The 13,227-nt window shown below is 69.8% G+C and carries 13 protein-coding genes, 1 pseudogene and 1 riboswitch; of the genes and pseudogenes, 10 read left to right on the forward strand and 4 right to left on the reverse strand.

The window, feature by feature from the left end:
* Window positions 1-259: pseudogene (locus tag GOHSU_RS15605) on the reverse strand (isochorismate synthase); the annotation flags it as partial.
* A 92-nt stretch (window positions 260-351) separates the two neighbouring features.
* Window positions 352-465, forward strand: a riboswitch (SAM riboswitch).
* Window positions 466-482: 17 nt separating this feature from the next.
* Between GOHSU_RS15605 and GOHSU_RS15610 the strand changes: the two are divergent.
* The gene (locus tag GOHSU_RS15610) at window positions 483-1,781 is read left to right on the forward strand and encodes an aminotransferase class V-fold PLP-dependent enzyme (protein ID WP_005943996.1); all 1,299 of its coding nucleotides are present in this window, start codon (window positions 483-485) and stop codon (window positions 1,779-1,781) included.
* An 84-nt stretch (window positions 1,782-1,865) separates the two neighbouring features.
* Here the strand turns inward: GOHSU_RS15610 and GOHSU_RS15615 are convergent, their stop codons facing one another.
* Window positions 1,866-2,345: an inorganic diphosphatase gene (locus GOHSU_RS15615; protein WP_005943999.1), complete on the reverse strand. Its 480-nt coding sequence runs from the start codon at window positions 2,343-2,345 to the stop codon at window positions 1,866-1,868.
* A gap of 130 nt (window positions 2,346-2,475) precedes the next feature.
* On the opposite strand from GOHSU_RS15615, the gene dacB reads away from it, so the two are divergent.
* The 3 genes from dacB (at window position 2,476) to tilS (ending at window position 5,990) form a co-directional block, all read left to right on the forward strand.
* Complete coding sequence (gene dacB, locus GOHSU_RS15620; protein WP_029759868.1) at window positions 2,476-3,858, forward strand: D-alanyl-D-alanine carboxypeptidase/D-alanyl-D-alanine endopeptidase; 1,383 nt, start codon at window positions 2,476-2,478, stop codon at window positions 3,856-3,858.
* Between the two features lie 84 nt (window positions 3,859-3,942).
* Entirely contained in the window at window positions 3,943-5,031 is a 1,089-nt protein-coding gene (locus tag GOHSU_RS15625; RefSeq protein WP_005944005.1) for a zinc-dependent metalloprotease, read from the forward strand.
* Window positions 5,032-5,036: 5 nt separating this feature from the next.
* Entirely contained in the window at window positions 5,037-5,990 is a 954-nt protein-coding gene (gene tilS / locus GOHSU_RS15630) for a tRNA lysidine(34) synthetase TilS (protein ID WP_005944008.1), read from the forward strand.
* A gap of 39 nt (window positions 5,991-6,029) precedes the next feature.
* Here tilS and GOHSU_RS16405 read toward each other — a convergent pair whose 3' ends face one another.
* Window positions 6,030-6,833, reverse strand: a complete 804-nt coding sequence (locus tag GOHSU_RS16405; protein WP_155821331.1) for a DUF8020 domain-containing protein — start codon at window positions 6,831-6,833, stop codon at window positions 6,030-6,032.
* A gap of 88 nt (window positions 6,834-6,921) precedes the next feature.
* Window positions 6,922-7,539 (reverse strand): DUF8020 domain-containing protein, encoded by a 618-nt coding sequence (locus GOHSU_RS15640; protein WP_005944014.1) that lies wholly within the window; start codon window positions 7,537-7,539, stop codon window positions 6,922-6,924.
* Window positions 7,540-7,768: 229 nt separating this feature from the next.
* Between GOHSU_RS15640 and hpt the strand changes: the two genes are divergently transcribed.
* The 6 genes from hpt to folK all read left to right on the forward strand — a co-directional run.
* Window positions 7,769-8,335: a hypoxanthine phosphoribosyltransferase gene (gene hpt / locus GOHSU_RS15645; protein ID WP_005944017.1), complete on the forward strand. Its 567-nt coding sequence runs from the start codon at window positions 7,769-7,771 to the stop codon at window positions 8,333-8,335.
* Between the two features lie 154 nt (window positions 8,336-8,489).
* Window positions 8,490-10,862 (forward strand): ATP-dependent zinc metalloprotease FtsH, encoded by a 2,373-nt coding sequence (gene ftsH / locus GOHSU_RS15650; RefSeq protein WP_005944020.1) that lies wholly within the window; start codon window positions 8,490-8,492, stop codon window positions 10,860-10,862.
* Between the two features lie 22 nt (window positions 10,863-10,884).
* Window positions 10,885-11,487 carry a GTP cyclohydrolase I FolE gene (gene folE, locus GOHSU_RS15655; RefSeq protein WP_005944023.1) on the forward strand — a complete coding sequence of 201 codons (603 nt, stop codon included), beginning with the start codon at window positions 10,885-10,887 and terminating at the stop codon, window positions 11,485-11,487.
* Window positions 11,488-11,512: 25 nt separating this feature from the next.
* A complete protein-coding gene (gene folP / locus GOHSU_RS15660; RefSeq protein ID WP_029759870.1) occupies window positions 11,513-12,352 on the forward strand; it encodes a dihydropteroate synthase in 840 nt (279 codons plus the stop codon).
* Window positions 12,345-12,728, forward strand: a complete 384-nt coding sequence (gene folB / locus GOHSU_RS15665; RefSeq protein WP_005944028.1) for a dihydroneopterin aldolase — start codon at window positions 12,345-12,347, stop codon at window positions 12,726-12,728. The genes folP and folB overlap by 8 nt, the downstream gene beginning before the upstream one ends.
* Window positions 12,728-13,227: 2-amino-4-hydroxy-6-hydroxymethyldihydropteridine diphosphokinase (gene folK, locus GOHSU_RS15670; RefSeq protein WP_024332649.1), on the forward strand; the 500-nt coding region annotated here is incomplete at its 3' end. The genes folB and folK, both read left to right, overlap by 1 nt.

The following is a 13,227-nucleotide window of genomic DNA, read 5'->3' on the forward strand; positions in this document are numbered from 1 at the left end:
CCGGCGGGGTGATCGCGGAGGTACCGGCCACCGCCCGGGCCGGCGCCTGCGCCGCGATCGGGGGCTGCTGGACCGACCACTGCTGCGGGGTCAGCAGTGCGGCGGCGGCCGCGGTGTCGAACGCCAGCAGACCGGCGATCACCGGAGCGCCGGCGCGCAGTGCGGCGGCGGCCTGATCGACCGAGTCGTAGGTCGCGGCGACCCCGGTACCGCGCACCATGCCCGCAGGCCGGGAAAGCAGGAAGCTCGTGGCGGTCACTACCTCACAGTACTGACCGGCGCAAAGGGGTTCTGCTCACGGTGGGCGCAATTGTTCTCTTCTGCCGGGCCGATGCGGCACAGTGTTCGGCAGGTCACGAGAACCAGCGGAAAGCCCCGGCTAGCTGGTCGGCAACCCTCCGTCGCGGTGGGGTGCTCCGGGTGACGACCTGGCCGCCGGCCGACCGGTCGCGGCAAGCGCGATACACCGAGGAGTACCCGCCATGACCGCTGTTCTGGACACCGCTGTTCCGGGCACCGACACCAGCACCCCGACACCCCTGGCCGAGCCGGTGGCGTTCGATCCGGGTCCGGCACCGGGGATCACCTCCCTGGCGCCGGTGGTCGGCGGCGACCAGACCGTGAGGACCGCCTCCGGTGCGCAGGTGCGGTACGCCAACTTCGACTACGCGGCCAGCTCCCCGGCGCTCACCGAGGTCGCCGAGGTGTTCACCCAGGCGCTGGGCCAGTACGCCAGCGTGCACCGCGGTGCCGGGCAGTTCTCGCAGATCACCACCGCCCGCTACGAGCAGGCCCGCGAGACGGTTCGCCGATTCCTCGGCGGTCGCGCCGACGACACCGTCGTGTTCACCCGGAACACCACCGACGCGATCAATCTGGCCGCGCACGTGCTGCCCGCCGACGGTGACGTGGTGGTCCTGGACATCGAGCACCACGCCAACCTGCTGCCGTGGCAGCGCACCGGCCGCGCCCGCGTGGTCGTGGCCCAGCCGACCTTCGCGCAGACGGTCGAGGCGCTCGACGCCGAACTGGCGCGCAAACCGGCGGCGCTGCTGGCGGTGACCGCCGCGTCGAACGTCACCGGCGAGGTCCTGCCGATCCGCACCCTCACCGCACTGGCCCACCGGCACGGCGCCCGCATCCTGATCGACGCCGCCCAGCTGGTGTCGCACCGGCCGATCTCCCTGGCCGGCTACGGCGTGGACTACCTGGTCTTCTCCGGCCACAAGGTCTACGCGCCGTTCGGCGCCGGTGTGCTGATCGGCCGGAAGGACTGGCTCGACGATGCGCCGCCGTACCTCGTCGGGGGCGGCGCGGCGGCGCACGTCGACCTGTCCGACGGTGCCGACTGGCACACCGGCCCGGCTCGGCACGAGGCGGGCAGCCCCAATGTGCTGGGCGCCGTGGCGATCGCTGCGGCCACCGAGGCGATCCGCGGTATCGGTTTCGAGCTGATCGGCTACCACGAACGCGACCTGTTGACTCGGCTGGATGAGGGGTTAGCCGAGTTGGACGGGGTCACGCCGCTGCAGATCTTCGATGATCTGCACGACCGCGTCGGCATCGCCGGGTTCTCCGTCGACGGCCGGCCCGCCCGGGAGGTCGCCGAATACCTCAGCGACCATCACGGCATCGGGGTGCGGGACGGAAAATTCTGTGCGCACCCGTTGCTCACCCGGCTGGGGCATCCCGACGGTGCGGTCCGAGTCAGCTTCGGCCTGGGCAGCAGCTCCGAGGACGTCGACCGGCTGCTGGCCGCACTCGCCGAGTTCCTCGGCTGAGCGGCACCGCCGCACACGCGACGAGGCCCCGCACAATCGGGGTGTGGATCGTGCGGGGCCTCGTCGTCGTACCGGCCGGCCGGCTCAGCGGCCGTAACGGACCACCGCGGCTTCGGCGACCTTGATGGCCTGCTCCTTGCCGACCCAGCCGCCGGGGGTGACGGTCTTACCGGGCTCGAGGTCCTTGTAGCGCTCGAAGAAGTGCGCGATCGCGTTGAGCTCGAACTCGCTGACATCGCCGATGTCCTGGATGTGGTCCCAGCGGGGGTCGCCGGCGGGCACGGCGAGCAGCTTGTCGTCGCCGCCGGCCTCATCGGTCATGGTGTACATGCCGACCACGCGCGCACGCACGATCACACCGGGGTAGACGGACTCGGGCAGCAGCACCATCGCGTCCAACGGGTCGCCGTCCTCGCCGAGGGTGTGGTCGATGAAGCCGTAGTCGGCCGGGTAGCCCATCGAGGTGTAGAGGTAGCGATCCAGGTAGATCTTGCCGGTCTCGTGGTCGATCTCGTACTTGTTGCGAGTCCCCTTGGGGATCTCGATGGTGACCTCGAACTCCATGCGTTCGTCTCCTCGGTGGTTGGTCGCGATCTGTGTCGGGCATTAACGATACTGTGGGAACGGTCAACGCTGCGCAGGGAGCCGGAAGTCCGGCCGACTGCGGGTAGGGGAGAAGGTGAAGGGGCTCGAGGTGGCGACGACCAAGCCCGGCCGGCGCCGGTGGCGCGCGGTGCTGCTCACGACGCTGAGTCTGCTGCTGGCGGCGGCCCTGGCCCTCGGCGGATTCCTGGCCTACAACTGGTACTACCTGCAGCCCGAGCCGGTCCCGGCCGGTACGCCCGCGCAGCCGGCGGCCGCGAGTGTGGACCCCCGTATCCGCCCGGTGGTGCCCACCGCCCCCGCACCGACCCCCGAGGGGGTGGCCGCGGCGCTGCGCAGCGGACTGCGTGATCCGGCGCTGGGCAAACTCACCGGCATGGTCACCGATCCGCTGACCGGTGCGACCCTGTGGACCCGGAACCCGGACGAGCCGCGCACCCCCGCGTCCAACGCCAAGATCCTCACCGCGGCGGCGGTGCTGGAACAGCTCGATCACAGTGCCCGGCTGCACACCGAGGTGGTCGCCGGCCGGGACGGTCAGGTGATCCTGGTCGGCGGCGGCGATCCGACCCTGACGGTGCAGCCCGAGGGCGCCGACACGCTCTACACCGATGCCCCCCGCATCACCGAGCTGGCCGCTCAGCTCGAGCGAACCGGAACGACGATCACCTCGGTGGCCGTCGCGCCGAGTTCGTTCACCGGCCCGGCGATGGAACGCACGTGGGACGTCGACGACATCGCCGGCGGAGACATCGCCCCGATCACCTCGCTGATGGTCGACGGTGCCCGCACCGATCCGCTCGACGAGTTCTCCCCGCGTTCGGAAGAGTCGGCCATGGATGCCGGCCGCGCCCTGGCGCAGGCGCTCGGCCTGCACGGGAAGGTCGTCGAGGCCACGCCGGCGCGATCGGCGAAGGTGCTGGCGACGGTGCAGTCCGCCCCGCTGAGCACCCGCGTCGGCGACATGATGCGGCGCAGCGACAACGTCTTGGCCGAGACCCTGGCGATCGAGCTGTCGATCGCCACCGGTGGTCCGGCGACGATCGCCGGGGGTGCGGCCGCGGTCCTGAAGGTGCTGCGCGACAAGGGATTCGACACCACCGGCACCGTGCTGCGGGATGCCTCCGGGCTGTCCACGGCCGACCGCGTGCCGGCGCGGCTGCTCGATCAACTGGTCTCGGCGGCGGCCGGTGACCGCCACCCGGCACTGCGGCCGATGCTCGACACCTTCCCGGTCGCCGCGGGCACCGGCACCCTGGCCGACCGGTTCCCGACGGGCAATCCCGGCGCCGGATGGGTGCGCGCCAAGACCGGCACGCTGACCGGGGTCAGCTCACTGACCGGGATCGTTCAGACCGTCGACGGCCGGGTGCTGACGTTCGCCCTGATGTCCGGCGGCACCTCGCCCGCCGATGCGCGGCCGGCGCTGGACGATCTGGCCGGAGCCCTGCGGGAGTGCGGGTGCCGCGGCTGAGACCGCCGGACCCGTACTGTGGCGTACGAGCAGTGGACTCGCCGATTCTTCGGTGACAGGCAAGATCCGGACAGGAGAGCGCACGTGGTGACCGACGCTGAGTCGCAGGTCGACGGCCCGCCGATCGACGACGAGCAGACCGACGGCGACGACGCCGTCGGTGCCAACATCGACTGGGCCCTGGCCGCCTCGCTGGGCCGCAGGATCGCCCGGCCCGGTCCCCGGGTCACCCGGTACACGATGGACTACGCCCACGCCGAACTCGCCGAGGCCTCCCGCCGTGCAGAAGCCCCCGTCCGCGAGGTGACCGGACTGGCCGACGGGCTGCCGGTGCCGGCCGCGCGCATCCTCGATCGCGCCGGCTGGATCGACGCGGCCGCGACCTCGATGCCGGCGATGCTCGGCATCGAGGACCAGTCGCGCGGAGTGATGGGCAAGGTGTCGGGGGTGCAGGCGGCCGGACTGCTGGCGTTCCTGTCCAGCGCGATCCTGGGCCAGTACGATCCGTTCTCCCCGGATGCGCAGACCGGGGAACCGGGTGTGCTGATGCTGGTGGCGCCGAACATCATCGCCGTCGAACGTCAGCTGCGGGTGGTCCCCGCGGATTTCCGGCTGTGGGTGTGCCTGCACGAGGTGACCCATCGGGTGCAGTTCTCAGCCAACCCCTGGCTCACCGGCTACATGCAGGACAACGTCGCGGTGCTGACCAGCGAGGCCGGCGAGTCGATGGGGGATCTGGTGGGCCGGATCTCCGAATCGGTCCGCGGCGGACGCCAGCGCGAGAAGGGCATCATCGGGTTGATGCAGCTGTTGCAGACCCCCGAACAGTTCGAGGCCTTCGAACAGATGATGGTGCTGGGCACCCTGCTGGAAGGGCATGCCGACCACGTGATGGATGCGGTGGGCCCGGCGCATGTGCCCACCGTGGCCACCATCCGCGCCGCCTTCGATAAACGACGGACCCGGCCGCAGAATCCGCTGGCCCGGATCATGCGCGCGCTGATCGGGATGGACGCGAAGATGGCCCAGTACATCCGGGGCAAGGCATTCGTCGACGCGGTGGTCGGGGAGGTCGGGATGGCGGCATTCAACACCGTGTGGACTTCACCGGAGACCATGCCGACCATGGCCGAGATCGGCGAGCCGGCCGACTGGATCGCCCGGGTGCTCTGACCGGCGTGCGTTCGCCCGCCCAGCAGGAACTGATCGGTGCGGTGCGCGGCTTCGCGCAGAGGTATCTGCCGGACCGGCGGGTGTGCGTGGGACTGTCCGGCGGTGCGGACTCACTCGCGCTGACCGCGGCCGCCCTGCGCGCCGGACTGGAGGTGACGGCGCTGGTGGTCGATCACCGGCTGCAGGAGGGGTCGGCGATCGTCGCCGAACGCGCGGCCGAGACGGCCCGGGCACTCGGCGCCCAGGCCCGGGTGCTGACGGTCGACGTGACCGGTCCCGGCGGACCGGAGGCCGCTGCCCGCACCGCCCGCTACGGCGCACTCGAGGAGGCACGAGCCGGGGGGCCGGTGCTGCTGGGTCACACCCTCGACGACCAGGCCGAAACGGTGCTGCTGGGTCTAGGCCGCGGCTCCGGTGCGCGGTCGCTGTCGGGGATGGCGCCCTGGCGTGCCCCGTGGGGCCGGCCGTTGCTGCCGGTGCGGCGTGCCCGGACGCGGCAGGCGTGCGCGGACTGGGGGATCAGTGTCTGGGACGATCCGCACAACGACGATCCCCGGTTCACCCGGGTCCGGCTGCGCCGCGAGGTGCTGCCGCTGCTGGACGAGGTGCTCGGCGGCGGTGTGCCGGCGGCTCTGGCGCGCACCGCCGATCAGCTGCGCGCCGACACCGAGGCGCTGGACGTGCTCGCCGTACAGTTGCTGACCGAGGCTCGCTCCGACGACGGCCTCGATGCACACAAGCTCGCTGCGGCGCCGGCCGCAGTGTGCACCCGCGCCGTGCGCTCCTGGTTGCTCGAGATCGGTGCGGCCGAACCGGGTGCACGCACGGTGGCGCAGGTCGAAGCGTTGATCGCCGACTGGCACGGCCAGGGCCCGGTAGCGGTCGGCGGAGATGCGGAAGCCCGCCTCGTCGTGACGAGGCGGGCTTCGCTGCTGCGGGCGGACAGAGCCGCGCGGTAGGCGCCGGTTCTTCTCCGGCTTGGCTCTACTGCTCGGACCCTACTTCTTGGGCTGTTGCTTCTTGGGCTGCTGATTCTTCTGTTCGGGCTTCGGCTTGGACCCGCCGGGCTTCTGCTTGCCCTGCTTCTTCTGGTTCTTCTGCTGCTCGAGCAGATCTTGCCGCATCTGCCAGCTCAGGTACGCCATGCCGCCCGCAGCAGCGCCGCCGGCGAGGGCACCGCCGACCACCGTGAATGGGACCAGAACAATGCCGATTCCGGGCAGGAGGCCGGCAAGGGCGAAGCCGATCGTCAGGCCGCTCATTGCGCCGCCGAAGGCGCCGCCCGCGGCAGCACCGGCGATGGCGAGGTATGGGGGCTCTGCGGCGACCTGATGCTTCACCGCGTCGAGGACCTCGGGCTTGGTGGCGGCCGAGCGGGAGACGTCGGTCGAGGGGGCGAGACGGACCTTGTTGCCGGAGACGGTCGCGTCGATCGGGTAGGTGCGACTGTCTGCCCCGATGTAGCTCAGAGGCGTGGTTTCGACCACCGCGCCGGCCTTGTTGCGGAAGATCAGGGCTCCGTTCTCGATGGCGGCGGTGCCGCCGGAGACCAGAGCTTCGACCCCGTTGCCCTTCGTGGTGGCTTCGACGGTGACGCCGTTGTTGGTGGCTCGCTGGCTGCCCGGGCCGGCCGACGCGGGGCTGACCGTGAGTGGTAGCAGCCCGATGACGGCGATGAGAGCGATGAGGATGCGCCGCCAGGACGCGCGCAGTAGGTATGTCATGCACGTCACGTTAAGGCGTCTATCAGGTTTCAAATCGATAGAAATCGCCGTGAAGCCGTCGATCGCGACAAAGTGCATCCGCCTGGATGTCACTAGATCTGGGACGAAACCGGCTATCTGTGTCAATCGGGGATCGGGCCGAGTGCGGCTGACGGTCGTTCCCTGATCAGCAGTACTGTCGCTTGAAAGGCTTGTTGATGGTGTCGAAGTAGCGGGTGAAGGTGCCGTTTGCGGCAGCGCCGCCGAACCCGATCGCTACGCCGATCAGCGTCCCGATGGGAATGCTCATCCCTACCGAGAACAGGGCGAGGATCGCCCCGACGCCGGCGCCGATCAGGCCTCCGATCGCGGAGGAGACACCCAGTTCGGTAGCCAGCTTTGTCAGTGCCTCCTGGTCGCGCTGGGCGCGGGTCTGCGGACCGCAGACGATCTCGTTCGGCTTGCGCTTGCGGACCTGTGTGCGGGCGACCTTCGACGGGGTCAGCGTGGCGGTGCGGCCCTGCACCACGGCGGCGACGTCGTACTCGGCCTTGTTCGGGGCGACGAAGGTCAGGTTGTACTTGTCCAGGGTCTTGCCGGCGTTGTTGCGGAACACCAGGTAGCCGTCCTCGACAGCCATGCTGCCGCTGGCGACCTTGACGACCAGGTCGTTCTGGTTGCGCTCCACGGTCGCGTCGATGGAGCTGCTCGTCGGTGCGGCCGAGGCGGAATTGACCCCGGCCATCAGTGGCAGGGCGGTGGTCACGGCGATCAGTGCGATGAACAGGCGGCGGATCTGGCGCATGGTTTTCCTGTTTTCCTTATCGGTGGGTCGTGAGGATCCGCGTGAGTGGTTCATCACGTTCTGCGTCGACGATTTTACTTTTGCGTGACCGGCCCGATAAGCCCCAAAAAGCAGGCCACCCATTCAAGGGACACGATCGGATGACGCGCGGCGCACGACTTCACAACAGTCACTCCAGTTGTCTCCTGCACGGTCCTGTCCGGCCGTTCTCGGGCGATGTGGGAAACTAGTGGCCGTGGCGCATGGGTACCCGGATACGGACATCGAGCAGATCCTCATCACGCAGGAGCAGATCGCGGAACGCACCGCGGAGATGGCGCAGCGGATCGGTGAGCGATATTCCGATACGCCCGAAGACCTCATCCTGATCGGCGTCCTCAAGGGCGCGGTCATGTTCATGACCGATCTGTCGCGGGCGCTGCCGATCCCCAACCAGATGGAGTTCATGGCGATCAGCAGCTACGGCTCGTCGACGTCGTCGTCGGGTGTGGTGCGCATCCTCAAGGACCTGGACCGCGATATCGCCGGACGCGATGTGCTGATCGTCGAGGACATCATCGATTCGGGTCTGACGCTGACCTGGTTGATGAAGAACCTGGCCACCCGTTCCCCGCGGTCGCTGGAAGTGGTGACGCTGCTGCGTAAGCCGGCCGCCGTCTCGCTGCCGGTGCAGGTCTCCGACGTCGGTTTCGACATCGAGAACGCCTTCGTCATCGGCTACGGTCTCGATTGCGCCGAACGCTACCGGGACCTGCCCTTCGTCGCCCGCCTGAACCCGGAGGTCTACTCCGGCTGATCCCGGGCGTTCGCCGAACGGGAACAGAATCGGGTTCGCCCGACGTTGACAGGTAGCCTGCGTATAGCGAGCTCGCCGTCGCGAGTGAAACGGGAAGGACAAAGGTCCGCGCACGAACCAGTGGGGGGCGTCGCGCGCGGCCGCGCGTAACAGCATGAACCGAAAGAAGCTCTACCGGAATCTGGCCATCGTGGCCGTGATCATCTTCGCCCTGTGGGGTTTCTCCGCCCTCCGTTCCGATAGCGGCGAATGGACCGGCGTGGACACCTCGGTCGCGATGGCCCAGCTCAACGAGAAGAACACCAAGTCCATCCAGATCGACGACCGCGAACAGCGCCTGCGCATCGAGACGAACAAGGCCGTCAAGGTCGACGACGAAGACGTCACCAAGATCGAGGCGAACTACCCGTCCGGCGTCTCACCGCGCATCTTCACCGCCGTCACCGACACCGGTGCGCCGTACCAGACCAACATCACCAAAGAGTCGGGGATCTGGCAGTCCCTGATCATCTTCGTGCTGCCGATGATCATCCTGTTCGGTCTGTTCTTCTTCGTGATGAGCCGCATGCAGGGCGGCCGCGGCGGCATGATGGGCTTCGGCAAGTCCAAGGCCAAGCAGCTCACCAAGGACATGCCCAAGACCACGTTCGCCGACGTCGCCGGCGCCGATGAGGCCGTCGAGGAACTCGACGAGATCCGCGACTTCCTGCAGAACCCGGCCCGCTACCAGGCGCTGGGCGCCAAGATCCCCAAGGGTGTGCTGCTGTTCGGCCCGCCCGGAACCGGTAAGACGCTGCTGGCCCGGGCCGTCGCCGGTGAGGCCGGGGTGCCGTTCTACACGATCTCCGGCTCGGACTTCGTGGAGATGTTCGTCGGTGTCGGCGCCTCCCGGGTGCGCGACCTGTTCGAGCAGGCCAAGGCCAACAGCCCGTGCATCATCTTTGTCGACGAGATCGACGCCGTCGGCCGCCAGCGCGGCGCCGGCATGGGCGGCGGTCACGACGAGCGCGAGCAGACGCTGAACCAGTTGCTGGTGGAGATGGACGGTTTCGGTGAACGCTCGGGCGTCATCGTCATGGCTGCCACCAACCGCCCCGACATCCTGGACCCGGCGCTGCTGCGCCCGGGCCGCTTCGACCGGCAGATTCCGGTGGGCAACCCCGATATCGCCGGCCGGCGGGCCATTCTGGGCGTGCACGCCAAGGGCAAGCCGATCGCCCCCGACGCCGACCTGGACGGTCTGGCCAAGCGCACCCCCGGCATGTCCGGTGCGGACCTGGCCAATGTCATCAACGAGGCCGCGCTGCTGACCGCCCGCGAGAACAAGTCCGTGATCACCGGGGAACTGCTCGAAGAAGCCGTCGACCGGGTGATCGGCGGTCCGCGCCGCAAGAGCCGGGTGATCAGCGAACACGAGAAGAAGGTCGTGGCCTACCACGAGGCCGGGCACACCCTGGCCGCCTGGGGCACCCCCGACCTGGATCCGATCTACAAGGTCACCATCCTGGCCCGCGGCCGCACCGGCGGTCACGCCTTGGCCGTCCCGGAGCAGGACAAGGACGTGATGACCCGCTCGGAGATGATCGCCCGCCTGGTGATGGCGATGGGCGGTCGTGCCGCCGAAGAGCTCGTCTTCCACGAGCCGACCACCGGTGCCAGCTCCGATATCGATCAGGCGACCAAGATCGCCCGGGCGATGGTCACCGAATACGGCATGAGCGGTCGCCTCGGCGCGGTCCGGTACGGCCACGAGCAGGGCGATCCCTTTATGGGTCGCGGCGGCCTGGGCGGAGGCACCCCGGAGTATTCGGCCGGGGTGGCCGCCGAGATCGACGAGGAGGTGCGCCGGCTGATCGAGGCCGCGCACACCGAGGCCTGGCGCATCCTCGATACCCACCGCGACGAGCTCGATGCGCTGGCCGCGGCGCTGCTGGAGCGGGAGACGCTGGTCCGCAAGGATCTCGAGGAGATCCTCGCCGACGTCGACAAGCGCCCGCGGATGACCGAGTTCAGCGAATTCGGGCAGCGCACACCCAGCACCAAACCGCCGATCAAGACGCCGGGCGAGCTGGCGATCGAGCGCGGCGAGCCGTGGCCGCCGGTGCCCGAACCGGTACCGGTGGGCGCCCAGCCCGTGGAGTCCACGCCGTATCCGGTCCAGCCGCATCCGACGCAGCCGCAGTACCCGTCGCCGGCGCAGCAGTACCCGGGCCAGCAGCCGCCGCCGGCCGGCTACCCGTACCCGAATGAGCCGGTCAACGGCTCGGGGCAGCCTCCGGCCGGTCCACAGCCCGGTGGTCAGCACCAGGCGGGCCACCCGCAGCAGCCCGGGCAGCCCCCGTACGGGCAGCCCCAGCAGCCCGGGCAGCCCCCGTACGGTCCGCCGTCCGGGGAGCAACCCCAGTACGGCCGGCCGTATCCTGGACCGCCGCAGCAGCAGTCCGGCGGCACCTGGCCCGACTACGGGGCCCCCCGCGATTGGCAGGCCCCGGGCTGGCCGCCGGCTGACGACCCGCGCAACAACTGATCCCCGGAGGATTCGTTCAAAGATGAGTGACGACGAGCAGTTGATCACCGCCGAGGGGCGGGTGTTCGACCAGGCCCGCGCCGAAGCCGCGGTGCGCGAGCTGCTGCTGGCGGTCGGGGAGGACCCCGACCGGGAGGGGCTGCGCCGCACACCCGAGCGGGTGGCCCGGGCCTACCGTGAGGTCTTCGGCGGGCTGTACACCGAGCCGGCCGAGGTGCTCGCGACCGTCTTCGACGAAGACCACCGCGAACTGGTGCTGGTCAAGGACATCCCGATGTACTCCACCTGCGAGCACCATCTGGTGTCTTTCCACGGTGTCGCGCACGTGGGCTACATCCCCGGTGACACCGGGCAGGTGACCGGACTGAGCAAACTGGCCCGGCTGGTGGATCTGTACGCCCGCCGGCCGCAGGTACAGGAGCGACTCACCAGCCAGATCGCCGACGCGATGATGGACCGACTCTCCCCACGCGGGGTGATCGTGGTGATCGAGGCCGAACACCTGTGCATGGCCATGCGCGGTATCCGTAAACCCGGCTCCAGCACGACGACCTCGGCGGTGCGCGGGATCTTCCAGACCAGTGCGGTCTCGCGCGGTGAAGCCCTCGATCTGATCAATCGCTGACGTGAACCGCGGCCGGGCACTGGTGATGGGTGTCCTGAACGTGACCGCCGATTCGTTCTCCGACGGCGGCCGCTATCTGGACACCGAGGCGGCCCTGGCCCACGGCCGCGCTCTGGCGGCGGCCGGCGCCGACATCGTCGACGTCGGCGGCGAATCCACCCGGCCCGGTGCCGACCGCATCGACCCGGAGGTGGAGACCGCCCGCATCGTGCCGGTGGTCCAGGGGCTCAGCGCCGAGGGGATCGCCGTGTCGGTCGACACCATGCGGGCTTCCGTGGCCGCCGCCGCCGTCGACGCCGGTGCCGCGTACGTCAACGACGTCTCCGGCGGCCGCGCAGACCCGCAGATGGCGGCCGTCCTCGCCGACTCCGGACTGCCCTGGATCCTGATGCACTGGCGGCCGTCGGGCAGCGAGGGCGAACGCTATTTCACCCATCGGCACGACGACGCCGACGGCTACCGCGATGTGGTCGCCGAGGTCTCCGGTGAGCTGCTGGCCCAGGTGGATGCCGCCGTGGCCGCCGGGGTGGACCCGGACCGGCTGATCCTGGACCCGGGGCTGGGTTTCGCCAAGACCGCCGAGCACAACTGGGCGCTGCTGCATGCCCTGCCCACTCTCGTCGGACTGGGATTCCCGGTCCTGATCGGCGCCTCCCGCAAACGGTTCCTGGGTTCGCTGCTGGCCGCCGGCGGCGTCGAGCGCGATTCGCTCGGCCGGGACGTCGCCACCGCCGCGGTCTCGGCGCTGGCCGCTGCCGGCGGGGCCTGGGGTGTCCGCGTGCACGATGTCGCGGCCAGCCGTGATGCGGTGGCCGTGGCGGCCGCCTGGACGGCCGACGGACCGAGAGGAGAACAACGTGGCTGATCGGATCGAACTGAGGGGGCTGCGGGTACGCGGCCACCACGGCGTCTTCGACCACGAACGGCGCGACGGTCAGGACTTCCTGATCGACATCACCTTGTGGCTGGATCTGCGGCCGGCCGCACTGAGCGACGAGCTCGCCGACACCGTCGATTACGGCGCACTGGCGCAGCTGGCGCACGATATCGTCGCCGGCCCCCCGCGCGATCTGATCGAGACCGTGGGCGCTGAGATCGCCGACCGCGTGATGACCAGCGATCCACGCATCTCCGCCTGCGAGGTGACCGTCCACAAACCCTCGGCGCCGATCCCCCTGACCTTCGACGATGTGGCCGTGGTGACCCGGCGTTCGGCCAAGACCCCGCCCCGCGCACGATGATCAGCCGCGCAGTCCTGTCGGCCGGTTCCAATATCGGCGACAGCCGGGCCCACCTGGCCGGGGTGGTCTCGGCGCTGGGGGAGCGGGCGGTCGCCGTCTCGAGCCTGTATGCGACGCCGCCGTGGGGAGGGGTGGAACAGGACGACTTCCTCAATCAGACGATCATCGCCGAAGGCGAGTTGACCCCGGCGCAGTGGCTGGACTTCTGCCACGAGTGCGAGCAGGCCGCGCTGCGGGTCCGTCGGGTGCGCTGGGGTCCGCGCACCCTGGACGTGGACGTGATCTCGGTCGCGGTCGACGGGGTCGTCGTTCAGTCGGCCGATCCGGACCTGACCCTGCCGCATCCGCGCGCCGCCGAGCGGGCCTTCGTGCTGGCGCCGTGGCTGGAGATCGACCCGGAGGCCGCACTGTGGACCCCGGACGGCCCCCGACCGGTCGCCGATCTGCTCGCCGCGCTCCCGGCCGCCGACCGGGACGGGGTGCGTCGGCTGGAGCAGCC

Origin of the sequence: Gordonia hirsuta DSM 44140 = NBRC 16056, assembly GCF_000333015.1 — a bacterium.
In the GTDB taxonomy this organism is placed as follows: domain Bacteria; phylum Actinomycetota; class Actinomycetes; order Mycobacteriales; family Mycobacteriaceae; genus Gordonia; species Gordonia hirsuta.